Origin of the sequence: Lentzea terrae, from assembly GCF_003265345.1 — a bacterium.
GTDB classification, from domain to species: Bacteria; Actinomycetota; Actinomycetes; order Mycobacteriales; family Pseudonocardiaceae; genus Lentzea; species Lentzea terrae.
This window is the reverse complement of sequence record NZ_QFWW01000001.1, coordinates 1-24,033: the sequence shown is the minus strand read 5'-3', so window position 1 is coordinate 24,033 and position 24,033 is coordinate 1. Positions and strand designations below refer to the sequence as shown.

Sequence of the window (24,033 nt, the reverse complement as noted above, 5' to 3'; positions counted from 1 at the left end):
TTGCGGGCTGGAAAGCGGGTGGGTTAGCTTGCCTGAGAGCGCTCCCGAAAACCCTGCAATTCACACCCAGGGAGAACCATCGTGAAATTGGCGTACATTGGCGCGGCGCTGGCCGCCGTCCTGGCGTTGCCGTTACCCGCGTCCGCAGCCGAAAGCGTGCTGTACGTGTCGCCTTCCGGCCGTGCCGGCGCGACCGGCACGATCTCCGACCCGACCACGCTGACCTCGGCGATCAGCCGGATCTCCGCGGGTGGGGTGATCTACCTGCGCGGCGGCACGTACAGCCTCGCGACGACCGTGACGATCCCGCCGACCAACAACGGCACGGTGAGTGCCCGCAAGAAGCTGACCGCCTACCAGTCCGAGAAGCCGGTGCTGAACTTCTCGGCACAGACCGAGGACCCGGCCAACCGCGGCCTGGCCGTGAACGGCTCGTACTGGCACGTCTACGGTCTTGTCGTGGAACGGGCCGGTGACAACGGCATCTTCGTGGGCGGTAGCAACAACATCCTCGAACGCACGATCACCCGCTTCAACCGCGACACCGGCCTGCAGCTGTCCCGGATCGCGTCCAGCACGCCCAAAGCCCAGTGGCCGGCCAACAACCTGGTGCTGAGCGCCGAGTCGCACGACAACCGCGACTCCGACGGCGAGGACGCCGACGGGTTCGCTGCGAAGCTGACCGTCGGCTCCGGCAACGTCTTCCGGTACGCCGTGGCGCACAACAACATCGACGACGGATGGGACCTCTACACCAAGACCGACACCGGCCCGATCGGCACGGTGACCATCGAGGACTCGTTGGCGTACAAGAACGGCACGCTGAGCAACGGCGGCCAGGCCGGCAACGGCGACCGGAACGGCTTCAAGCTCGGCGGCGAGGACATCGCCGTGCCGCACGTCGTCCGGCGCACCATCGCGTTCGACAACGGCAAGCACGGCTTCACCTACAACCGCAACCCCGGCGCCATGACGGTGTCGAACAACCTCAGCATCGACAACGACCAGCGCAACTTCACGTTCGACGCGGGCAGCACGGTGTTTCGCTCCAACACTTCGTGCCGCAGCAGCAGTGGCACCAACGACAAGACCGTCGGCAACGTGGACAGCTCGAACCAGTTCTGGGCGGGCGCGAATGGGTCTCGTTGCTCGGCCTTCACCGGAGCGCTCGGCTGGTCGTTCGCCTCGGACGGCAAGCTGCGCGTGACGCTCGGCGGCAAGGCGGTCGTGCTCTAGTGTCCTGAGCCGGTGCGGCGGGCGGCCCAGACGGAACGCTTGGTGCGGACCGCGAGGTCGTCACGCCGCAGCAGGCTGTGCGGGCTGTCGATGTCGAGCAGCCGGTCGAGCGCGGCGAGGTCCCCGGTGTCGAGCTCGGCTGCGACCGCGCCGCGAACGCGTTGCAGCACACCGAGGGCGTACTGGCCGATCGCGGCGTTGCCGGTCCCCTCGATGTCCACGTCGACGATGAGCTCGCCCTCCACCACGAACCCGGCCGCCGTGAGCATCGGTCCCCAGTCGGCGCCGCGGTGGGGGAGGTGCTGAGCGTGGAGCCGGTCGCTCACGGCGTGGACGCGGTCTTCCAAGCCCGGCCGGTCGGCAGGTGCGGTGCTGGGCAGGAAGCGGGGCAGGCCCGCCATCTCGACCACGACGAACAGGCCGCCGGGCGCGAGCAGGTCGTGCACGGAGCGCAGGGCGTGGCCGGGATCAGCCATGTGGTGCATGGAGCCCGAGGCCCACACGAGGTCCGGGGCACCGAGGTCGGGCCAGGTGGCGTCGTCGAGGTTGGCGAGCACCGTGCGCACGTGCCCGTCCACCCCGCGGGCGCACGCCTTCTCGCTGAGCCGCCGCAGGTGGCCGGGCGAGGTGTCCACGGCGGTGACCTGTGCCTCTGGGAACTGGTCGAGCAGGGCGAACGTGCCCGTTCCGGTGCCCGCGGCGAGGTCGACGACCTGGCGCGGGTCGCCGTGCAGGGGCAACCACCTGATGATGTCGGCGGTGTGCTCGGCGAGGACTTCCGCGTCCAGCTCGAGGATCTCCGCCTGCGCGCTGTCCGCGTCGTGGTGATGGTGGCCCTGGTGCCGGGCGTTCGCGTAGGTCATGCTGCCACGGTAGAAGTGATATGCCGGTTTCGCATGCTTCCTTGCGTGATGCGCAAGGAAGTGGGTTTGCGCGATGCCGTGTACGCAAGTGGTGGCGTTACGAGCCGTTGTCCTCGGAGTCGCCGTTCTCGCGATGTCCGCGGCGGGCGTCCCGGTCGAAGACGAACAGGACCTCGCACGGGCGACCTTCCGCGCCGATGGCGTGCGGCATCATGGTCGGGAACTCGGCGGCACGATTGGTCTCGACGCGGAAGCGGCGCTCGCCGAGCAACAGCGTCGCAGTGCCGGACAGCACGACGAGCCACTCCCTGCCGGGATGGGCGCGCATCTTGGCGGGATTGTCCGGCGGCGGCTCGGTGAACCGCCGGCGCATGACGCTCATGGCCGGGTCGCCCTTCATCGGCCAGCTCAGGCCGTTGGCGCCGTGGTTCATCGGACTGATGACAACATCATCCGCCGCGTTCTCGACCAGCTGGTCGAGGGTGGTGTCCAAGGCGCGGGCCAGTGCGACGAGCTGGTCCAGGGCCAGGCGGCGCTGGCCGTTCTCGATGCGGCTCAGCGAGGACTGTCCGAGGTGGACGCGCTTGGCCAGTTCCTCCAGGGACAGGCCCTGGGCGACCCGCAGGGCCCGGATCCGTTTGCGCACGAGGCTGTCCAGCGCGCCTTCTTCTTGCGTCATAGGCAAGATGGTATGCCCCCATCGCAAATCCTGCTTAGCATCAGGCACACCCCGATCACTTCCGGCGTCCGACCACCGTCCGGCGCCGTGATCTCCCATGCCTGCTGAGAGGAACCGATGAGCACCAACCAGCCCGTACAGGGGGCTGCCACCCCGGACGCACGTCAGCTGCGGACCATCCTCATCTCCGTGTCCATCTCGTTGATGGCCGTCGTCGCCTCGGTCTCGGGCCTCAACGTCGCGCAGACTCACATGGCCGTCGAGTTCGGGGCGTCGCTGGGCACGGTTCTCTGGATCATCAACATCTACGCCCTGACCCTGGCCGCGCTGCTGCTGCCGCTCGGCGCGATCGGTGACCGCCTGGGCCGCAAGCCCGTGCTGACCGCCGGGCTCACGTTGTTCGGCATCGCGAACGTGGTGGCGGCACTGTCCCCGACCGCCGAGGTCATGATCGCGGCCCGCCTGCTCAGCGGTGCCGGCGCCGCGATGATCATGCCGATCACCCTGGCCGTCATCACCTCCACATTCCCCGAGGAACGGCGCGGCAAAGCCATCGGCGTGTGGACGGCCGTCGCGGGAGGCGGCGGCGTCCTGGGCATGTTCCTGTCCGCGGTCCTGGTCGACATCGCTGCCTGGCGCTGGCTGTTCGCGCTCCCGGCCGCGCTGACCGTCGTGGCGCTCGTGACGACGGTGAAGTCGGTGCCCAACTCCCGCGAGCGCTCGGCCCATCCCTTCGACACCGTCGGCGCGCTGCTCTCCAGCGTCGCCGTCGTCGGCCTCATCTTCGTGCTGCAGGAAGGACCCGAACGCGGCTGGACCGCGCCCGAGACGGTGATCAGCCTCGCCGTCGGCATCGTCGCAGGAATCGGCTTCGTGGTCTGGGAGTCGCGCCGCCGCGACGCCTCCCTGCTGGACGTGCGCCTGTTCCGGGACCGCGGACTGGCCGGCGGTTCGCTCACGTTGCTCGTGGTCTTCGGCGTCCAGGCGGGCATCGGCGTGGTGCTGTTCCCGTTCTTCCAGGCCGTGCTCGGGTGGTCGGGATTGGTGTCGACGGCGGCCCTGATGCCCATGGCGATCTCGATGATGCTGTCCTCCGGCCTCGCGGCGAAGCCGGCCGAGCGCCTCGGCTCCCGCGCGACCACGACCATCGGCGTCGCGCTGGCCGGTATGGGACTGGTGTTCATGGGGCTGTTCGTCTCGGTCGAGGGCGGCTACCTGTCGATCCTGCCGGGGTTGGTCGCCATGGGCCTCGGCATGGGTCTGTCGATGACGCCGTCCACCGAGGCCGTCACCGGCTCGTTGCCGCGAGACAAGCAGGGTGTCGGCTCAGCGCTCAACGACATCACCCGCGAGTTCGGCACCGCCCTGGGGGTCGCCCTGCTGGGCGCGCTCCTGTCCGCCGGCTACCGCGGCTCGATCGACGGCAAGCTCTCCGGTGTCCCCCAGGAGGCGGCGGACGTCGCCAGGGAAGGCGTGGCCAACGCCGTCGAGGTCGCCGGCAGCACCGGCTCGCACGCGACGCAGATCGTCCAGGCCGCCCGTGAGTCCTTTGTGGATGGATGGCAGCAGGCCATGTGGGTGGGAGCGGCCGTCATGGTGGTGTTGTCCGTTTACGTCGCCGTGCGAGGCCCGAAGAACCGAGTGCGCTCCGCCACCGGTGAACGATCAGAGGTGCTCGCGCAGGTGCCGTAGCTGAGTCTCGACGTGGCTGGTGGGCGTGGTGTGCTTGCCGAACGGCGACACCGTGATCTGCTTGGGTGCGCGGACCTCGTGGTACGCCGCGTACACAGTGGACGGTGGGCACGTCTCGTCCATCAGCCCGACGCTGAACAGCGTGTGCGCGGTGATCCTGCGCGCCAGCAGCGCACAGTCCACGTACCGCAACGTTTCCAGCGCGGCCGGCACGAGCGCGTCGTGCTGCGCCAGGAAGTCGCTGATCTCGGTGTACGGCGGGGTGCCGCCGATCCTGATCGCCCGGTGCAGGTCGCACAGGAACGGCACGTCCGAGTGGCACACCCGCACGCGGTCCGGCCTCAGCGCCGCGGCGGCCAGGGCGAGCGCGCCGCCCTGGCTGCCGCCGGTGACGGCGATGCGCTCGGGGTCGGCGCCGGGCAGTTCCGCCACGACGTCCACCGCCCGTGCCGCGTCGAGGTAGAGCCGGGTGAAGTAGTAGTCGTCCGGGCTGGCGATGCCCCTGGTCATCACGCCGGGGTGCTCGGGACCCGTGCCCGCACCGGCGTCGGCGGTGGCGCCGATCGACCACCGGCCGCCCTGCCCGCGGCTGTCCATCACGAACGTCGCGAAGCCGAGGCTCGGCAGCAACGTGTGGTGGGCGGGCAGGCCACGTCCGCCGCCGTAGCCGATGTACGTGACGACGGTCGGGTGCGGGCCGTCGCCGGGCGGGCGCAGGTACCAGCCGCGAACGCGATGGCCGTGCGCGCCGGAGAACTCCACGTCGTACACCGACAACGGCCGGTAGAGCTCGGGCTCGTGCGGCGTCAGCACGGCGGGGGCCGCGTCGGCCGCCGTCTTGGCCAGCTGGGTGGCCCACCAGGCGTCGAGGTCGGCCGGTTCCGGGGTGGTGACGCGGTGCCGGAGCAGCTCTTCCGCCGGCATGTCGACTTCGGGCACGCGGTCTCCTCTTAAATCCTCGCGGCGACGATCGGGGCCAGGCGGTCGGCGATCTTGCGGTGGCCCTGGTCGTTGGGGTGCACGTTGTCCGTCGTGTCGGTGGCCTCGGTGATCCAGCCCTCGGTGTTCACGAAGTACACGTTGCGGTCGCCGCCGTCAACGATCGTCTGCACGGCAGCCTGCGTTTCGGGCAGGTACCGCTTGCGGAACGTGCCCAGCGCGAAGATCGCGGCCGTCGGGTACTTCTCCCGCGCGCGGCGCAGCAGCGTGACGTAGGAGGAGCGGAACTGGTCCTTGGTGACGCTGTGTCCGACGTCGTTGGTGCCGAGGTTGATCACGACGGCGTTGGCCCGGTAGCGGCCGAAGTTCCACGCGGGGGCGTTCAGGGCCAGGCCGGTGCGCAGGAAGCCCTCACGCATGCTCAGGCAGCCGTCGGCGGCGGGGTGCAGGCACGCGCCGCCGACCGCGATCTGGGTGTGGGCGGTCTTGAGCTTCTCGCCGGTGAGCCAGCCGTAGGCGGTGAGGGCCTGCTTCGACGACTGCTGGCCCACGGTGATGGAGTCGCCGACGAACTCGATGAGTTTCGACGGGACGGTGGGCGCGAACGTGCGTGCACCGCTGTCCAGTTCGATGCCCTGGTACACCGCGTCGCCCTTGTACGAACCGGCGATCGGGCGGTACGACACGCGCAGGGTGTGGTTGCCCGCAGCCAACGGCGTCGGGGTGAGGTTCACCGTGCCGCTCACGTTCTTGTACGACACGTCCGGGCCGCCGTCGATGCTGACGAAGAAGTCGATCGCGCGACGCTGCTTGAGCTTCACCGTGCGACCGGTGAAGCCGACGACGAGGTAGGCGCCGGCCCACTCGGAGACGTAGGCGCTCGACGAGCTCGTGTTCCACCGGCCGAAGTACTTGACGTTCGAGTCGGTGGGCGAGCTGGCGGACGCGGCCGGCGTGATGACGACGCTGCTGACCAGGACCGTTGCCGCGACCAGGAGTTTCACGGTGCGTCCTTCCGGTGGGAGGGCAGGGGAACGCGCGACCAGTCGATGTCGGAGCCGAGGTGGAAGCTCGGGTACGACGGCTGGTTGTAGGTGGTCTGCTGGCGGGCGACCTCGACGCGGTACTGGCGGTCGTGCATGAGCGTGTACATCTTGTGGTTCGTGGGTTCGGTGCTCAGGTAGAAGCGCAACGCGGTGCTGTCCTGGGTGCGCATGACCAGTTCCTCGCGCCAGTCGCCGAACACGTCGGCCACCAGCGACGGATTTCCCTTGGTGCCGTTGTTGGCGCGGGTTCCGGACGCCGTCAGCACCGTGCCGCGCCGCCAGTCGTCGATGGTCGGGGTGACGTCCTGGGCGCCGTTCACGATCTGCGTGGTGAGGTCGCCGGCCCAGCGGATGCTCATGTTCGTGCCGGGAGAACGGGTTTCCAGCCGCCGGCCGTCCGCGCTCCACAGACCGCTGGAGTCCGAGCCGCTCGGCATGGACGACCACGTTTCGAGGCCGGGCACGTCCGGGCGGACGTCGCCGATCATGCCGCGGCCGGTGTCCATGCCGGAGTACGCGCCGTAGATCGTCGCGCCGGTGCGGGCGTCGCGCAGGGTGTAGCCGTACGGGGCGTAGCGGGCGCCTTCGTGGACCATGTAGATCTCGAGGCCGGGGCGGTTCGGGTCGATGTCGGTGACGTGCAGGGCGTCACCGTGCCCGACCCGAACCGCGACTCCGGGGTCCACGCTGCCCGGTGGCAGCACGCCGGTCGAGCTGTAGAGCAGCGCGCCGTTGTCGTCGAGCGTCGCGCCGCCGTAGATGATCTCTTGCTTGCCGTCGCCGTCCACGTCGGCGACGCTCAACGAATGCGAGCCCTGCGTGGTGAGCTCGGCGTGGCTCGGGTTCGTGCCGTCGCGCAGGTGCGGGGTGTCGCGGAACGGGTTGGTCATCGGCACCCAGCCGCTGTCGGCGAGCCAGCGCTTCTTCAACCGCCGGCCGTCCCAGTCGTAGGTGGCGACGGTGGACCGGGTGTAGTAGCCGCGGGCGAAGATCGCGGACGGTCGTTTGCCGTCCAGATAAGCGACTCCGGAGAGGAACCGGTCGACGCGGTTGCCCGGTTCGATGCGGGGCATCGCGTAATCGCCCCACATCAGGCCGTCGTCGGTGCGTCCGGGTTCGTAGCGCACGGTCTGCAGCTCGCGTCCCGTGGCGCCGTCGAACACGGTCAGGTATTCAGGACCGTCGACGATGAAGCCCGCGAACTGGCGCAGCTTGTTGTTGGCGCTGCGGGACGGCGCGTAGACGTCGATGAAGTGATCGACCAGCGCGGTGGCGTCCTCTGTGGACAACGGGTAGGCGTAGCGCGGTTCGAGGCCGAACGCCTGCTCCAGCGTTGCGGGCCACCGGCCGGAGACCACCTCGGGATGCTTGTCCCAGCCGCGGAACACGCCGATGAGGTGGGTGCGGTAACCCTCCGGGCTGAGCCGGTAGTCGTCGGAATGCGAGTAACCCGCACGAACGTCCTCGCGCGGCATCGTGATGTGCCGGCCGCGGCCGTCCCGCGTGCCCGGCGCGGTCTTCGTCATCAGCTCGGCGCGGCCGTCCCCGTCGAAGTCGTAGACGAGGAACTGGGTGTAGTGCGCACCCGCCCGGATGTTCACACCGAGGTCGATGCGGTGCAGGAACGTGCCGTCGAGGCGGTACGTGTCGAGGTAGACCGGTCCGGTGTAGCCGATCTGCGAGACGTCCTTGGAGTTGCTGGGATCCCACTTGACGACGTATTCGTACTGGCCGTCGCCGTCCACGTCACCGACGCTGACATCGTTGGCGGAGTAGGTGTAGCGCTCGCCGGCCGGGGTCACGCCGTCCGCGGGCTTGCGCAGCGGCAGGTCGTGGTACGAGTTCGCCCACGCCGTCACGGCCTTGCTCCGGCCGAGTGGAACGCCGTGCCGCACCGGGGAAACCTGGTACCGCGCACCAGGTTTCGCATCGGTGTCGACGAAGGTGGTCGTGTCGGTGACGGTCGCGATGCGCTTTCCGTTGCGGTAGACCGCGAAAGCAGGCCCGGAGAGACCGGTGGCGGTGGCGCCGGTGGCTTCCCGGCCGAGCAGGCGCCAGCTCAGGTGCACGCCGCCGGGCGTGGTGGCGGCGACGAGGCCGCGGTGATCACCGGGGGACGAGTGCGCGGAGGCGGGCAACTGCCCGGCCAGCACAACTGTGACCACCACCGGGAGCACGCGTCGCATATCCACGGCGGCAACGATGAACCGTTCCGGCATCGAGGCGCAAGAGCCAGAATGCGTTGCGGCACAATGTGGAAAGCGTTTTCCAGTCGAACTGTCGAATCGAGCGCGCCGTTCGACAGAAAAAGTGTCGAACAAGTCGAACGGCCATCACGCCGTCTTGACGTCCGTTGTGAGCCGTGCCACGTTCACGAAGTCCGGTCGAAGCGATTCGATTCACCTCGATGAGCAAGAAGGGCGTGCCTTGAGCATCGAGATCCCCGACGGGGAACCACCGTTCCAGAATCACGACCTGCCGGTGCACCAGCGGGTTGCCGACCTGCTCGGACGGCTGACCACCGCCGAGAAGATCGCGTTGCTGCACGCGTGCCAGTCCGCGGTCCCGAGGCTCGGCGTCGAGGCGTTCCGCACCGGCACCGAGGCGTTGCACGGGGTCGCCTGGCTGGGCCGCGCGACGGTGTTCCCGCAGGCGGTAGGCCTGGCCAGCTCGTGGAACCCGGACCTGGTCAGGGCGGTCGGCGAGGTCACCGGTACCGAGGCACGCGGCTTCCACCACAAGGATCCGGAGGCGTCCGGCCTCAACGTGTGGGCGCCGGTGGTGAACCCGCTGCGGGACCCGCGCTGGGGGCGCAACGAGGAGGGCTACTCCGAAGATCCGCTGCTCACCTCCGTGCTGGGTACGGCGTACGCGACCGGGCTGCGCGGTGATCACCCGGTGTACCTCAGGACCGCGCCGACGTTGAAGCACTTCCTGGGCTACAACAACGAGACCGACCGGTGCACGACCTCGTCGGCGATGCGGGCCCGCGTGCTGCACGAGTACGAGTTCCCGTGCTTCCGCGGCCCGATCGCGGCCGGCGCCGCCGTGGCCGTCATGCCGTCGTACAACCTCGTCAACGGCCGGCCCGCGCACCTGACGCCGCACCTCGAGGACGACCTGCGCGGCTGGACGAAGAACGAGATCACGGTCGTCAGCGACGCCTGGGCACCGTCCAACGTGGCCGGTGTGCAGCGGTACCACGAGGACCACGTCGCCGGGCACGCCGCACTGCTGCGGGCAGGCGTCGACAGCTGCACCGACCACGACGCGGACCCCACGACCACGATCACGAACATGACCGAGGCGCTGGCTCGCGGGCTGATCACCGAGGAGCACGTGGACCGCGCGGTCCGGCGCCTGCTCACGCTGCGGATGCGGCTCGGCGAGTTCGACCCGCCGGAGCTGAACCCGTACGCGTCGATCACCGAGGAGGTGATCGACGCACCGGAACACCGCGAGCTCGCGCTGGAGGCCGCCCGGCAGTCGATCGTGCTGCTCAAGAACGACGGCCTCTTGCCGCTCGATCAGCACCGGAAGCTCGCTGTCATCGGCACGCACGCGGACGTGCTGTTCGAGGACTGGTACTGCGGCACCCTGCCGTACTCGATCACCCCGCTGGACGGGCTCAAGGCGCTGCACCGCGGCGGGACGACGTTCGCCGAGGGCGTCGACCGGATCTCCCTGAGCACCGAGGACGGCCGTTTCCTCGCTGTGGTGCCGGAGGAGGGCGTGGTCGGCGTGGCGGACCACTGGAGCGACGCCAGCGCGTTCGACCTGTTCGAATGGGGCGAGGGCGTGGTCACCCTGCGCAGCGTCGCCACCGGCAGGTACCTGGCCGCGATGCCGGAGGGCGTGCTCGTCACCGACCGGACGATGCCGGGCGGATGGCACGTTCGCGAACTGTTCGAGCTCGTGCAGGGTCCCACCGGCGCGTGCCTGTTGCGCAACAAGGTGCTCGGCCAGTACGTGGCGGTGCGCGGGGACGGCATCGCGTTCGTCACCGAGCGGAACGAGGCTGCGCGGTGGCAGCTGGAGGTCGACCGTTCCGGGCTGGCCCAGGCCGTTGCGCAGGCCGCGGCGGCCGAGGCCGCGATCGTCTTCGTGGGCAACGACCCGCACATCAACGGCCGGGAGACCGAGGACCGCGCCGGTCTCGACCTGCCACCGCGGCAGGCGGAGCTGGTCCGCGCCGTCCGGCAGGTCAACCCGCGCACTGTGCTGGTCGTGGTCAGCAGCTACCCGTACGCGCTGAGGTGGGAGGACGAGCACGTGCCCGCGATCCTGTGGGCGGCGCACGGCGGCCAGGAGTTCGGACGGGCCCTGGCCGAGGTCGTCTTCGGCGAGGTCACGCCGTCCGGCAAGCTCACCCAGACCTGGTACCGCGGCGTCGAACAGCTGCCCGACCTGTTCGACTACGACATCATCAAGGCGCGCAGCACCTACCTCTACTACGAGGGCGATCCGCTCTACGAGTTCGGGCACGGGCTCAGCTACACGACGTTCTCCCGCGGCCCGCTCATCGTGTCGACGGGCTCGGTGCGGCAGCACGAGCAGTTCGACGTCTCGATCGAGATCACGAACTCCGGTGACCGGCCGGGCGCCGAGGTGGTGCAGCTCTACGGCAGGCAGCGGGAGTCGCGCGTCGTGCAGCCGGTGCGCCGGTTGCTCGCGTTCGAACGGGTGCAGCTCGCGCCGGGGGAGCGGCAGACCGTCCGGTTCTCCTTGCAGGGCTGGGACTTCTGGCATTGGGACGTCGTCGGGGATCGGCGCGTGGTCGAAACGTCCGTGCACGACCTGTGGGTCGGCCAGGAGCGAACCGAGGTGCTGGTGATCGGCGAGGGCATCGGAGTGCGCGGCCGGCAGCTCCGCGCGGAACGCTTCGACGACTACGAGGGAGTCACCCTCGTGGACGAGACCAGGGAGCGCGGCACCGTCGTCGAGAGCACCGCGGCGGGCGGCTGGATCGCGCTCGGCGACGTGCGGATCGACGAGAAGGCGACGCACTGCACCGCCCGGCTGGCTGGTCGCGGCGGGACGGTCGAACTGCGACTCGGCGACCGCCATGGGCGCCTGATGTGCACGTTCACCGCGCCGGAGGACACCGGCCGGTACGCGTGGCACGACGTCTGCGTGCCGGCGAGCTGGGATCCGGGTGTGCACGACTTCGTCGCCGTGTTCAGCGGTCCTGGAGTCCGGCTGGCGGGATTCGAACTGAGCTGTCAATCGTCAATGTGAGCGCTCACACCATCGGCGGTGAACGAACGACGCGAGCCGCCCGTAACGTTGTCGAAACGCTTCAACAACCGGAGGTGCCGACGTGGTCACCATCGCGGATGTGGCGAGGCATGCCGGCGTAGCGCCGAGCACCGTCTCGTACGTGCTCACGGGCAAGCGGTCGATCTCGCCGCAGACCCGCACCAAGGTCAGGGAGAGCATCCGGCTGCTGGGCTACCACCCGCACGCCGGAGCCAGGGCGCTGGCGACGAGCAGGGCGAACGTGGTGGCGCTGGTGCTGCCGCTGCGGCCCGGCGTGCACCTGCCCGTGCTGATGCGGTTCGTGACGGCGGCGGTCACGACGGCGCGCAGACACGACATGGACGTGCTGCTGGTGACGGCGGACCAGGGCGCACAGGGCCTGCGCCGGGTGGCGGGCAGCGCGCAGGTCGACGGTTTCCTCGTGATGGACGTGGAGCTGGACGACGACCGCGTGCCACTGCTGCGGCAGATGACCCAGCCGTCCGTCCTGATCGGACGCCCCGCTGCGGTCAAGGGACTGACCTGTGTGGACCTCGACTTCGAGGCGGCGGGTGCGCGGTGCGTCGACCACCTGGCCGACCTCGGCCACCGCTACATCGGGTTCCTCGGCGCCCCGAGCGTCGTGTACCAGCGCAACACCGGCTACGCGCAGCGCACGATGGCCGGGTTCGGCGCGGCTGCCATGCGGCGCGGCATCGCGTCGACGGCACTGCCGGCCGAGGACGACTACGAGTCGGTGCTGGTGTCGGTGCGCTCGTTGCTGCGCACCCAACCGGCGATGACCGCGCTCGTCGTGCACAACGAGGCTGCGCTCGGCTGGGTGGCGGGCAGCCTGCGCTCCTTGGGGCGCAGGGTGCCCGACGACGTGGCGGTGGTCGCGATCTGCCCGGACGAGCTCGCGGAGCAGATGCAGCTGACCTCGGTGCAGCTGCCGGCCGAGGAACTCGGGCGGCAGGCGATGGAACTGCTCGTCGCTCGGCTGAACGGGCATCCGACGGCAGCGTTGACCCTGTTGCCGCCGAAGCTGTCCGGCCGTGCGAGCACCGCTCCGCGTCTGCGCCGGGCCTGACCTCTCCTGCACAGACACTTGGGATCACACATGCGCAAGCTGTCCGACGTCACGCGCGGCCGCCTGGTGTACGGAGGTGACTACAACCCGGAGCAGTGGCCGGAGGCGGTGTGGCACGAGGACGTCGGGCTGATGCGGGAGGCCGGCGTCAACCTCGTCACCGTCGGCGTGTTCTCCTGGGGCAGGCTCGAACCGTCGCCCGGCGTGTTCGACTTCGGCTGGCTCGACCGCGTGCTGGACCTCCTGCACGAGAACGAGATCGGTGTGAGCCTCGCGACGCCGACGGCCTCGCCGCCACCGTGGATGAGCCTGCGCCATCCGGACACGCTGATGGTGACGGCGGACGGCGTGCGGATGTCGCACGGCTCCCGCAACCACTTCTGTCCCTCGTCGCCGGTCTACCGCCAGTACGCGCGGGCCATCGTCACGGCGCTGGCCCGCCGCTATGCCGAGCACCCGGCGTTGAGGTTGTGGCACATCAACAACGAGTACTGCGAAGTCTGCTACTGCGACGGCACCGCGCAGCACTTCCGCCGTTGGCTGTGCGAGAAGTACGAGACGCTCAGCGCGTTGAACGAGGCGTGGGCGACGGCGTTCTGGAGCCAGCACTACGGGGAGTGGGCGGAGATCCTGCCGCCGCGCGCGGCTCCGTACCTGCGCAACCCCACCCAGGTGCTCGACTTCAAGCGGTTCTGCTCCGAGACGTTGCTGCAGTGCCTGCGGGCCGAGCGCGAGATCCTGCACAACACCACGCCGTTCGTGCCGGTGACGTCGAACTTCATGGGGTTGTTCGCCCCGCTCGACTACTGGCAGGCGGCGGCGGAGCAGGATTTCGTGTCCCACGACTGGTATCCCGACCTGACGGACCCGGCCGCCCACATCGGGACAGCCATGAGCTACGACCTGATGCGCGGGCTTGCCGGGCGCGAACCTTGGTTCCTGATGGAGCAGTCCGCCAGTGGTTCGCACCGCGTTCGCCGTCCACCGGGGCACTTGAGAACGCAGTCGCTGCAGGCTGTCGCGCGCGGCTCCGACGCGGTGTGCTTCTTCCAGTGGCGGGCTTCCCGTGCGGGCGCGGAGAAGTTCCACTCCGGCATGGTGCCGCACCGCGGCCCGCACAGCCGGGTCTTCCGCGAGGTCGCCGCGCTCGGCCGTGATCTGGTGGAGATCTCGGACGTGGTGGGCGCTCCGGTGCCCTCCCAGGTCGCGATCCTGCTGGACTGGGACAACTGGTGGGCGGTCAGCGGCGCGCACCTGCCGGCCGAGATCGACCTGCTGGCGCGGTTGCGCGACTTCTACGAACCGTTGTGGCGGCTGGGGATCGTGGCCGACTTCGTGCGGCCGTGCGACGACCTGTCGAAGTACCCCGTCGTGGTCGCGCCGAACCTCTACCTGCTCACCGCCTGCGACGCCGACCGCATCACGTCCTATGTGGACGAAGGTGGCACGTTCGTGCTGGGCTTCTTCTCCGGGGTCGTGGACGAGCACGACCACGTCCGGGTGGGCGGTTATCCGGCGTTGCTGACCGACGTGCTGGGGTTGCGGATCGACGAGTTCCTGCCGCAGCACGGCTCGCTGACGTGTGCGTCGGAGCTGCTCGGCGAGTTCACCGCCGACTTCTGGGCCGACGACCTGGAGACCACGACCGCCGAGGTGGTCGCTGCCGTCGCCGGCGGCGAACTCGCCGGTGCACCGGTGATGCTGCGCAACAGGTTCGGCGCGGGCACGGCGTGGTACGTGGCGACCAGGCCGGAGCCGGCCGCGATGCGGTCGCTGCTCGCACACGTCACGTCTCGAGCAGGCGTGACCTCGGCGCCACAACCGGAAGGGGTGGAGGTGGTGCGGCGCGGCGACCTGCTGTTCGTGCTCAACCACCGGCCGGAGCCCGCGAAGGTCGTCGTGGACGGCGTCCGGGTCGACCTGCTCAGCGGCGAGAAGGTCAGCGGTGTCACCGAACTGCCGCGCTACGGCGTGCGGGTGCTCAGGTGACGCGGCTCTGGTTCACGGCTCCCGCCGACGTGTGGGAGGAGGCGCTGCCGCTGGGCACCGGGCGGCTCGGTGCGATGTGCTTCGGCGGCGTCGACACGTAACTGGTGCAGCTCAACGACGACCGGTTGTGGACGGGTTCGCCGCTGCCGCCGCCGTCCGGTGATCCCGACCTGGTGCAGCAGGCCCGTGCGCACGTGCTGGCCGGTGCGCCTCGTGCGGCGGAAGAGGTGTTGCGGCGAGTGCAAGGCCCGGACACCGCGAAGTACCAGCCGCTCGCCAACGTCATGCTCGTCGGTGGTCCCGCTGAGGTGGAGTCCTATCGGCGCGAGCTGGATCTGCGCACGGGCGTGTACTCGGTCTCGTACCGGACGGGTTCGGTGGAGGTGCGGCGGGAGGCCGTGTGCCACGCGGGTCTGCACGTCCTGGCGTTGCGCGTGACCGGAGCTCAGGTCGGTCTGCTGCTGCGTGGTGCGCTGCCCGGCGAGCACTTCACCTCGTCCGGCCGGATCGTGGGGGTGCGCGGCCGGATACCGGACGGCATGGCTTGGGCCGCAGTCGTCGCAGTGGACGGTGACACGGTCTACGTGGCGACGGAGGCCGGTTACCGCGGGCCTGGCGCCGCGCCGGTGGAGGATCCCGTCGAATGCTCCCGCCTGGCGCTCGCACAGGTGGAACGCGCACGCGAACTGGGCTGGGCGACGTTTCGCGACGAGGCCGTTCAGGCCCACCAGACGCTGTTCGACCGGGTGAGCCTGCAGCTGGGACCGGCGCCGGACCTGCCGACCGGCGAACGGCTCGCCCAGCCGGACCGGCCGCTGGCCGCGCTGCTGTTCCAGTACGGCCGCTACCTGCTGATCACCAGCTCCCGGCCGGGCACGCTGCCCGCCAACCTCCAGGGCATCTGGAACCCGCACACGGATCCGCCGTGGCGCGGCAACTACACGCTCAACATCAACCTGCAGATGAACTACTGGCCCGCCGAGGTCTGCGCGCTGACCGAGTGCCACGAGCCGCTGCTGGAGTTCGTCGCTCGGCTGGCCGGATCCGGTGCGGTGACCGCGAAAGCGCTCTACGGCGCGTCGGGGTGGGTGGCGCACCACAACAGCGACCCGTGGTGCCTCAGCACACCGGTGGGGGAGGGCGACGGGGATCCCGCGTGGGCGAACTGGCCGATGGCGGCCGCCTGGCTGTGTCAGCACCTCTGGGAGCACTACGAGTTCACCGGTGACGTCGACTGGTTGCGCGACCACGCGTGGCCCGTGCTGCGCGGCGCGGCAGAGTTCTGCCTGCACTGGCTGGTTTCGCGCGATGGGGTGTGCACGACAGCGCCGTCGACGTCGCCCGAGAACCACTACCTGGTCGACGGAACACCGGTCGCGGTCGGCGTCGGATCCACGATGGACCTCGCCTTGACCTCGGACCTGTTCGCCAACGTCGTTGTGGCAGCGGATGTTCTGGGGTTCCGCGACGACGTGGTGGACGCGGTCCGGCGGGTCGAACTGCCTGCGGCTCCGATCGGCTCGCACGGGCAGCTGCTGGAGTGGGCGGACGACGTGCCCGACGCGGAACCCGGCCACCGGCACCTGTCCCACCTGTTCGGCCTGTACCCCGGCCGGCAGATCGACCGCTTGCGCACCCCGGACCTCGCGGAGGCGGCCGAACGTGCGCTGGTCGCCAGGGGAGACGCGGGCACGGGCTGGTCGCTGGCCTGGAAAGTGGCGTTGTGGGCGCGACTCGGTGACGGCGACCGTGCGCACGCGCTGCTGTCGATGCTGCTGACGGACGCGACGTACCCCAACCTGCTGTGCGCGCACCCGCCGTTCCAGATCGACGGCAACTTCGGTGCTACCGCCGCGATCGCGGAAATGTTGCTGCAAAGCCACACCGGTGAGCTGCGGCTGCTGCCCGCGTTGCCGTCGGCGTGGCCGACGGGTGTGGTGCGCGGGCTGCGGGCACGTGGTGGCGTCGAGGTCGACCTGTGGTGGGACGACGGCTCGTTGCGCGCGGTGGCGTTGCGTGGTGCCTCGAAGACCGTTGCGCTGCGGTACCAGGACCGGACGGTCGAGGTGACGGTGCAGCCTGACGTCGCGTTGATGCTCGACGGCCGGCTCACCCGAAGTGAGCGTTAACATCTAACGGACTCAAGGGGACGAACGGGCCTAGCCCGGACTGCGAACAGATCGGCAGCATCAGCTCGCATGACGGTTCAGCTGAAGGCGATCCCTGCGATCACGTCGTTGATAGCGCTCACGCTCGCCAGCCCACCGGTGGCGGCCGCCACCAACCTGGCGCTGAACAGACCTGCCACGGGCTCGGCGGCGTGCGCGAGCGCCGAAGGTCCGGAGAAGGCCGTCAACGGCAGCGTCGCCGGTGGCAACAGCGACAAGTGGTGTTCGACGGCCGGCACCAAATACCTGCAGGTCGACCTCGGCGTGCCCGCGTCGATCACGAGCTTCACGGTGCAGCACGCGGGTGCCGGCGGCGAGTCCGCTGTGTACAACACGAAGGCGTTCGCGATCCAGCTGTCCACTGACGGCAGCACGTGGACCACTCCGGTGAACGTCACCGACAACACGGCGAACTCGACCACGCACCCGATCACGGCGACCAGCGCCCGTTACGCCAAACTTCTCGTCACCACACCGACTCAGAGCACCGACCAGGCCGCGAGGATCTACGAGTTCGAGGTGTACGGCACCAGCAGCGGCACTCCCGGCGGTGGCACCATCTCGGTGTTCGACCACATCCCCCAGTTCGGCATCTACACCAGCGGCGACCCGGCCGGCTACACCCCGCCCGCCGGCGTGCTGATGTGGAACCGCGGCACCGAGTTCGCCAGAAAGCTGACCGACGCGGAGAAAGCGTTGATCGGCGACGACCTGCGGGTGCGGGTGAGTTACAACGCGCAGTGCGACAACTACGACCGGATCGGCACGGTGTTCTACGTCTCCGTGCCGAAGGGCACCACGCCGACCGCGACCACGCCTCGGGTGACGCTGCAGGACTTCATCACGCCGTTCAGCAACTACTGGCGCGGCGCCAAGGCGAACTACACGTTCCCGGACGCCGACCTCGGTCCGTACGCCGGCGCGCTGGCCGATCCGAACAAGGACGTCTACCTCGGCATCGGCGGTGGCTCCAACCCGTACCGCGGTGACGCGTGCGAGTCGCATCCCGAGGTCACCCCGGAGTTCCGGGCGATCGGCTTCAAGTACTCGATGTCGCTGATCTCCACCGTCACGCTGACCGCGCGCGACCACGACGTCGCCGGAATGATCTCCGGCGTTCGCGAGACCACCAACCGGATCACCGCCGGCCCGGTCGCGCACACCGCGACCGGCAACCGCGGCGACATCGCGCTGGTGATCGCCGGCTACGGCTCGGCGGCGGGCGGCGAGGAGTACTCGAACACCACGGTGACCGTGTCGGTGAACGGCACTCAGGTCGGGTCGTTCTCCACCGCGGTGGACTGCGCGAGCCTGGAGCAGTACAGCCCGGACGGCAACCCGGGGATCTTCCGCAACAACACCACCAGCAACCCGCGCAGCTGGTGCCCTGGCGGGTTGATCCCCAGCCGGTACTTCCCGACCGGTGACATCGCCGGCAAGGACGTCACGGTGACCGTCGGCATCGGCCGTCGCGTGCCGTACGTGGGCGATTCCGGTTACCGCACCAGCGTTTCGCTGCTGGAGCACTGAGGACTCAGGTCGAGAGGGCGCGGGAAATCGCCTGAGCGCTGGTGCGCACGAGCCGTGCCAGTGCGTGTGGCGTGGTGCTGCCGTGTCGCACCACAAGCGACACTGCGGCAACGACCGCGCCCTGCCGGTCGCGAATGGGCGCCCCTACGGACAGGGCGTCCATCGTGACCTGCTGGTCGCTGATCGAGAAGCCGTTCGACCTCGTGTCGGCGAGCATTCGGCGCAGCTCAACGGGATCGGTGACGGTCTTCGCGGTGTAGCGGTCGATCGGGCTGCTCAGCACCTCCTCCTGCACCTCGGCAGGGGCGTGCGCGAGCAGGACCAGGCCCACTCCGGTGGCGGTGAGCGCGAACCGGCCGCCGACCCTGGTGAGCACCGGCACCGCGCCGGAGCCGGCGATCCGTTCGACGAAGACGACCTCGGTGCCCTCGCGGACGGCGAGCTGCACGTTCTCCCTGGTGATCTGGGAAAGGTCCTCCAGGAACGGCAGTGCGGTCTCGCGCAGCCCCGGACCGCGCGGCGCGAGCGAGCCGAGCTCCCACAACCGCAGGCCGACCCGGTACAGCCCTGCCTCGTTGCGTTCGACGGCACCCCACGCGCAGAACTCGTTCAGCAGCCGGTGCGCGGTCGACAGCGGCAGGTCGGCGCGCCGGGCGAGCTCGCTCAGGGTCAGCTCGCGGCGCTGGGCGTCGAAGGCGTCGAGGAGGCGGAGCGCCCGGCCGATCACCGGACCCGTGGGCCCCGTGGGGTGTCCTCGCTTCGACGCGGTCATCCCGACATCTTGCTGGAATTGCCGCCGCAGTTCTATGTTAGCGCTCACAATTCGACGCGAGGGGCAGGCGCATGGGGTTCGCACGGCGGGATTTCCTCAAAGCGACTTCGTTGGCCGCGGCGGTGCCCTTGGTCGGTGTGACCGCCGGAGCCTCGCCCGCGAACGCTCTTGTGCCGACGGGCCTGCGTCCGTTCGAACTGTCCGAGGTGGCGCTCACCGACGGCCTGTTCTCCAAGAAGCGCGACCTCGTCCTGGCCTATGCCCGAGGTTACGACGTCAACCGGTTGCTCCAGGTGTTCCGCGCCAACGCGGGCCTGGACACGTTGGGCGCCATCGCTCCTGGCGGCTGGGAAGGCCTGGACGGCGAGGCCAACGGCAACCTGCGCGGCCACTACACCGGGCACTTCCTGTCGATGTTGGCCCAGGCGTACGGCAGCACCGGCGACGCCGTCCACCTGGAGAAGATCCGCACGATGGTGGGCGCGCTCACGTCGTGCCGGGACGCGTTGCGCCGTGATCCCCAGGTGCTGAGCGTGCCAGGGAAGTCCGGCCGTGCGGTGGAACAGGTGCGCGGCTCGTACCAGTTCGTCGATCTGCCGGCTGCTCCGCTGCCCGAGATGTTCACGTTCACAGCGTGGGTCCGGCCGTCGCACAGCACCCAGTGGGCGCGGATCTTCGACTTCGGCAACGACAACACGCGCTACCTCTACCTCGCCGCTCGCAACGGGGGTGGCGTGCCGCGGTTCGCCATCACCACGAACGGTCCCGGCGGGGAGCAGGGCATCAACGGCACCGCACCGTTGCCGCTGAACGAGTGGAGCCACGTCGCGGTGACGATCGCGGGCACCACCGGCACGCTCTACGTGAACGGCGTGCAGGTGGGCGCCAACACCGCGATGACGCTGAACCCGGCCGCTTTGGGGGATCTGGCGCACCACTGGCTGGGCCGGTCCCACTTCGCCGGCGACCCGGTGTTCGCGGGCGCGCTCGACGACGTGAACCTGTTCTCGCGCGCACTGAGCGCTACCGAGATCAGCCAGCCGCTCAAGGGAGACCTGGCCTCCTACTCGTTCGACGAGACGACCGGTTCGACGTTCGCCGACTCGTCAGGCCGCGGTCGGTCCGCGACGCTGCGCCGCACCTGGGGCGGCCCGAGCCATCCCGGCTTCCTGGCCGCGTACCCGGAAACGCAGTTCATCACGCTGGAAACGATGACGCGCCCGGACTACACCATCGTGTGGGCGCCGTACTACACCGCGCACAAGATCTTGAAAGGCCTGGTCGACGCCTATCGCAACACCCAGGACGCGCGAGCCCTGGACCTCGCGGACGGCCTGTGCGACTGGATGTACTCGCGCCTGAGCAAGCTGTCCCCCGAGGTGCGCCAGCGGATGTGGGGCATCTTCTCGAGCGGCGAGTACGGCGGCCTCGTCGAGGCGATCGTCGACCTGCACACGATCACCGGCAAGCACCTGGAACTGGCGAAGCTGTTCGACCTCGACTCGCTGATCACGGCCTGCGCAGAGAACCGCGACGTGCTGGAGGGCTTGCACGCCAACCAGCACATCCCGATCTTCACCGGTCTGCTCCGGCTGTACGAAGCCACCGGCGAGCAGCGCTACTGGCTCGCGGCCCGGAACTTCTGGGGCATGGTCGTGCCGCCGCGGATGTTCAGCATCGGCGGCACCAGCACGGCCGAGTTCTGGCGGGCCCGCAACGTCGTCTCGGGCGCACTGAGCGACACGACGGCCGAGACCTGCTGCGCGCACAACATGTTGAAGCTCAGCCGGCAGCTGTTCTTGCACGAGCAGTCGCCGAAGTACTTCGACTACTACGAACGCGCTTTGTTCAACCAGATCCTCGGGTCCAAACAGGACCGCGCCGACGCCGAACTGCCGCTGATGACGTACTTCATCGGCCTCACGCCCGGTGCCGTTCGCGACTTCACGCCCAAGCAGGGCACGACCTGCTGCGAGGGCACCGGCATGGAAAGCGCCACCAAGTACCAGGACTCGGTGTACTTCCGCGCGGCCGACGACTCACGGCTCTACGTGAACCTCTACAGCCCGTCGGTGCTTCGGTGGAAGGGCGTCACCGTCACCCAGACGACCGCGTTCCCGGTCGAGCAGGGCACGACGTTGCGGATCACCGGCCGGGCCCGGTTCGACCTGTTGCTGCGGGTGCCCGCGTGGGCGGGCGAGTTCACCGTGACGGTCAACGGCGTGCGGCAGCGGCTGAACGCCCTGCCCGGCACCTACGTGACGTTGTCCCGCTCATGGCGCGACGGCGACGTTGTGCGCGTGCGCATGCCTTTCGCGCTGCGGGCGGAGCGCACGCCGGACCAGCCGCTCGTGCAGACGTTGATGTACGGCCCGATCCACCTGGTGGCGCGCGACGCCCGGCTCGAGTTCTTGGAGCTCGGGTTGTTCGGTCGCGCGGCGCTGTCCGGCGACCTGGCGGGCAACCTCCAGCCGATCGCGGGCAGTCCGCTGCACTTCCGGCTCGGCTCGCTCGAGCTGGCGCCGTTCTTCGAGGGCACCGAGGACGCCTTCCACTCGTACTTCCGCCGGGCCGAGCCGAGGATCGTGTTCGCGGGTGTCGACTCCGGAGTGGCGAACCCGGCGCGGGCGGACGGGTCGACGTTCCTCGACGAGGTGTGGGTGGCAGCGCCGTTCTCGGCCAGGAGCGTGTTCGTGGACCGGGTGAGCTCGGTGGCGCGGCGGTGGGTGGGGGAGGGACTGATGTCCGTCGCCGACCACGACCGCGTGATCCGCACGGCCCGCAACGCCCCGATCCGGTAGGCGCAGCGAGCCCGCCGGGGGCAGGTCGCTGGGTCCGTGGCGGTGGCGGGCTGGGCCGGTGGGTTCGGCTCAGTCTGGGGAGGTGGCGGGCTGGGGCGCTGGGTCGGGATCGGCTTGTGGAGGTGGCGGGCTGGGCCGGTGGGTTCGGATCGGCCTGGGGAGGTGGCGGGCTGGGGCGCTGGGTCGGGATCGGCTTGTGGAGGTGGCGGGCTGGGCCGGTGGGTTCAGATCGGCCTGGGGAGGTGGCGGGCCGGGGCGCTGGGTCGGGATCGGCCTGTGGCGGTTGCGGGTTGGGCCGCTGGGCCTGGACAGGTGTCGAGGTTGTGGGCCAGGCCGTTGCATCCCGACCAGCTCGTCGAGGGTCCCAGCCCAACCCCAAGAGGAACTTGGCGTTGCCGGGCGACGATTGCAGCCGGCGTACCGACACCTCAGAACGGGCCGGGCGCGGACGTCGTGAACGCGGCCCAGTCCCCATAGGACCGTGACGTCCGCCAGGCCGACAATCGCAGCGGGCAGGGGATGACCCCTCTGGACATGCTTGGTGCGGCCGCCACCAACCTCACCGGTGAAGCGACCGGTGGTGGTCGGAGTGCGCGCACCCCGGCCACCACCAGGTCGCTCTCCTAGGCCGGTACGAAGATCGCACCCAGCCGGTCGACCTCATTGCCCGACCGGCCGGTGAACCCGGCGATGCGCCACCCCGCGGGTGCGGTGGCGGTGAGCGTCTCCCCGGTCGGCTGACCCGCCGAGAGCGTGCGCCCGCGGTTGGTCGTGAAGGCGGCCGAGAACACCCGCGTGCGGCCGTCGCGCTGGCCCTGGCTCAGTTTCGCGGACACGAGGTACTCGCCAGGCTCAAGCGTGAGCGAGGTTGCCGTGCCGCCGGAGCCGCCGTGGGTGAACGTCGTGCCGTTGGCGAGGGTGAGCGACACCTGGTCGAGCCGGGTGCCGCCGCGCAGGGTGAGCGTGCGCACGGCGCCCAGGTCGACTGCCGCCAGGTCGGTGAACGGGGTGCCGTGCGGGCCGCCGAGTTCGGCGCTCAGGCGGATGTTGGAGTCGGCGGTCCAGTCGAACTTCGTGGCGATCGGGTAGTGGTCGGAGAGGGGTTTGCCGGCGGAGTCCACGAAGGCCGCGTTGTCGTTGCGGTAGTCGCGGGCGGTCAGCGTGATCTGCCGGTTGCCGCGGTAGAGGATCTTGTCGACCACCTCGCACGAGTCGGTGAGCGCTGCCGGGTCGCACACCAGGGCCGGGGCGCCGGCTGCTGGTGGTTGGCCGCCGCGTTCGAGCTGCACCCACGCGTCGGTGAGGCCGTTGGTGCTGACCAGTTCGCGGATGTTGTCGTCCGCGCGGGTGTAGCGGGTGTTGGTGTCTCCCATGACGATGACCGCGTTGCCCGCGGAGTTCGCCGCGATGAAACGGGACAGCTGGGTGATGTTCGCCCGGCGTGCGGCGAGGTCGGCGGTTTCGGTGCCGGCGTTGGGGTGCAGGTTGTACAGGTCGACGTGCACGCCGTCGGCGAGCTTGATCCGCTTGTACGAGAAGCCCTTGGGCGTGAGGCAGTCGGTGCCGTTGCAGGACGACCACTTCGTGCGCTCGAGATCGCTGTAGGGCAGGTGGGACAGCGTGTTCAGGCCGCTGCCGAACGGGACACCGCCGCTCGTGGGCGTGCGGTGGGCGTGGTTGTCGCCCGCGTACAGGGCCGCGTGGTAGTTGAAGTCCTCCTGGACGTTGACGACGGTGTAGGGCGCCAGCCGCGGGCTGATCAACGGCGTGTTCACGGCGGGGTTGCCCGACGACAGGCCTTCTGGCAGGCCGGCCACGTTGTAGGTGAGCACCTCGAAGCTGCCACCGGGTGCGGCGTGGGCCGGCGTGACGAGTGTTGCCAACGCGATCGGGACGGCGAGCAGGGTGGATCGTCGCATGCTGCTCCTTGCAGGGTTGGAGCGTCCGCAACGCGGTACGCGGCATGATGATCCACGACTTGTGAGCGCTC

At 69.6% G+C, this 24,033-nt stretch carries 15 protein-coding genes and 1 pseudogene; 9 read left to right on the top strand and 7 right to left on the bottom strand.

The window, feature by feature from the left end:
• Positions 1 to 81 precede the first annotated feature (81 nt).
• On the top strand, positions 82 to 1,236 hold the full coding sequence (locus tag DI276_RS00080) for a right-handed parallel beta-helix repeat-containing protein (RefSeq protein WP_232836336.1): 1,155 nt from the start codon (positions 82 to 84) through the stop codon (positions 1,234 to 1,236).
• On the opposite strand, the gene DI276_RS00075 is transcribed toward DI276_RS00080, so the two are convergent.
• The gene (locus DI276_RS00075) at positions 1,233 to 2,099 is read right to left on the bottom strand and encodes a class I SAM-dependent methyltransferase (RefSeq protein ID WP_112261179.1); all 867 of its coding nucleotides are present in this window, start codon (positions 2,097 to 2,099) and stop codon (positions 1,233 to 1,235) included. The two genes, DI276_RS00080 and DI276_RS00075, sit on opposite strands and share 4 nt — an antisense overlap.
• A 97-nt stretch (positions 2,100 to 2,196) precedes the next feature.
• Complete coding sequence (locus tag DI276_RS00070) at positions 2,197 to 2,778, bottom strand: helix-turn-helix domain-containing protein (RefSeq protein WP_112261178.1); 582 nt, start codon at positions 2,776 to 2,778, stop codon at positions 2,197 to 2,199.
• 117 nt (positions 2,779 to 2,895) lie between these two features.
• Between DI276_RS00070 and DI276_RS00065 the strand changes: the two genes are divergently transcribed.
• Positions 2,896 to 4,470: a DHA2 family efflux MFS transporter permease subunit gene (locus DI276_RS00065; protein WP_112261177.1), complete on the top strand. Its 1,575-nt coding sequence runs from the start codon at positions 2,896 to 2,898 to the stop codon at positions 4,468 to 4,470.
• On the opposite strand, the gene DI276_RS00060 is transcribed toward DI276_RS00065, so the two are convergent.
• Genes DI276_RS00060 through DI276_RS00050 form a run of 3 tightly spaced genes read right to left on the bottom strand, consistent with a single transcriptional unit; the run spans position 4,444 to position 8,641 of the window.
• A complete protein-coding gene (locus tag DI276_RS00060; RefSeq protein WP_112261176.1) occupies positions 4,444 to 5,409 on the bottom strand; it encodes an acetylxylan esterase in 966 nt (321 codons plus the stop codon). The genes DI276_RS00065 and DI276_RS00060 overlap by 27 nt on opposite strands.
• 11 nt (positions 5,410 to 5,420) lie before the next feature.
• Positions 5,421 to 6,413: an SGNH/GDSL hydrolase family protein gene (locus DI276_RS00055; protein WP_112261175.1), complete on the bottom strand. Its 993-nt coding sequence runs from the start codon at positions 6,411 to 6,413 to the stop codon at positions 5,421 to 5,423.
• Positions 6,410 to 8,641, bottom strand: coding sequence for a rhamnogalacturonan lyase (locus DI276_RS00050; RefSeq protein ID WP_232836412.1), 2,232 nt, complete (start codon positions 8,639 to 8,641; stop codon positions 6,410 to 6,412). The genes DI276_RS00055 and DI276_RS00050 overlap by 4 nt, the downstream gene beginning before the upstream one ends.
• 241 nt (positions 8,642 to 8,882) lie before the next feature.
• On the opposite strand from DI276_RS00050, the gene DI276_RS00045 reads away from it, so the two are divergent.
• The 6 genes and pseudogenes from DI276_RS00045 (at position 8,883) to DI276_RS00020 (ending at position 18,470) form a co-directional block, all read left to right on the top strand.
• Positions 8,883 to 11,693, top strand: coding sequence for a glycoside hydrolase family 3 C-terminal domain-containing protein (locus DI276_RS00045; protein ID WP_198680371.1), 2,811 nt, complete (start codon positions 8,883 to 8,885; stop codon positions 11,691 to 11,693).
• Positions 11,694 to 11,775: 82 nt separating this feature from the next.
• Entirely contained in the window at positions 11,776 to 12,783 is a 1,008-nt protein-coding gene (locus DI276_RS00040; RefSeq protein ID WP_112261173.1) for a LacI family DNA-binding transcriptional regulator, read from the top strand.
• A gap of 30 nt (positions 12,784 to 12,813) precedes the next feature.
• Complete coding sequence (locus DI276_RS00035) at positions 12,814 to 14,772, top strand: beta-galactosidase (protein WP_112261172.1); 1,959 nt, start codon at positions 12,814 to 12,816, stop codon at positions 14,770 to 14,772.
• Positions 14,769 to 15,248, top strand: a pseudogene (locus DI276_RS53215) (glycoside hydrolase family 95 protein); the annotation flags it as partial. The gene DI276_RS00035 and the pseudogene DI276_RS53215, both read left to right, overlap by 4 nt.
• Before the next feature lie 63 nt (positions 15,249 to 15,311).
• Positions 15,312 to 16,901: a glycosyl hydrolase family 95 catalytic domain-containing protein gene (locus DI276_RS50675; RefSeq protein WP_332874606.1), complete on the top strand. Its 1,590-nt coding sequence runs from the start codon at positions 15,312 to 15,314 to the stop codon at positions 16,899 to 16,901.
• A 69-nt stretch (positions 16,902 to 16,970) separates the two neighbouring features.
• Positions 16,971 to 18,470: a discoidin domain-containing protein gene (locus DI276_RS00020; RefSeq protein ID WP_112261169.1), complete on the top strand. Its 1,500-nt coding sequence runs from the start codon at positions 16,971 to 16,973 to the stop codon at positions 18,468 to 18,470.
• Between the two features lie 4 nt (positions 18,471 to 18,474).
• Here DI276_RS00020 and DI276_RS00015 read toward each other — a convergent pair whose 3' ends face one another.
• Positions 18,475 to 19,242, bottom strand: coding sequence for an IclR family transcriptional regulator (locus tag DI276_RS00015; protein ID WP_112261168.1), 768 nt, complete (start codon positions 19,240 to 19,242; stop codon positions 18,475 to 18,477).
• 71 nt (positions 19,243 to 19,313) lie between these two features.
• Between DI276_RS00015 and DI276_RS00010 the strand changes: the two genes are divergently transcribed.
• Positions 19,314 to 22,043, top strand: a complete 2,730-nt coding sequence (locus tag DI276_RS00010; protein WP_112261167.1) for a beta-L-arabinofuranosidase domain-containing protein — start codon at positions 19,314 to 19,316, stop codon at positions 22,041 to 22,043.
• Positions 22,044 to 22,666: 623 nt separating this feature from the next.
• Here DI276_RS00010 and DI276_RS00005 read toward each other — a convergent pair.
• Positions 22,667 to 23,962, bottom strand: a complete 1,296-nt coding sequence (locus DI276_RS00005) for a jacalin-like lectin (RefSeq protein ID WP_112261166.1) — start codon at positions 23,960 to 23,962, stop codon at positions 22,667 to 22,669.
• Positions 23,963 to 24,033: the final 71 nt, after the last annotated feature.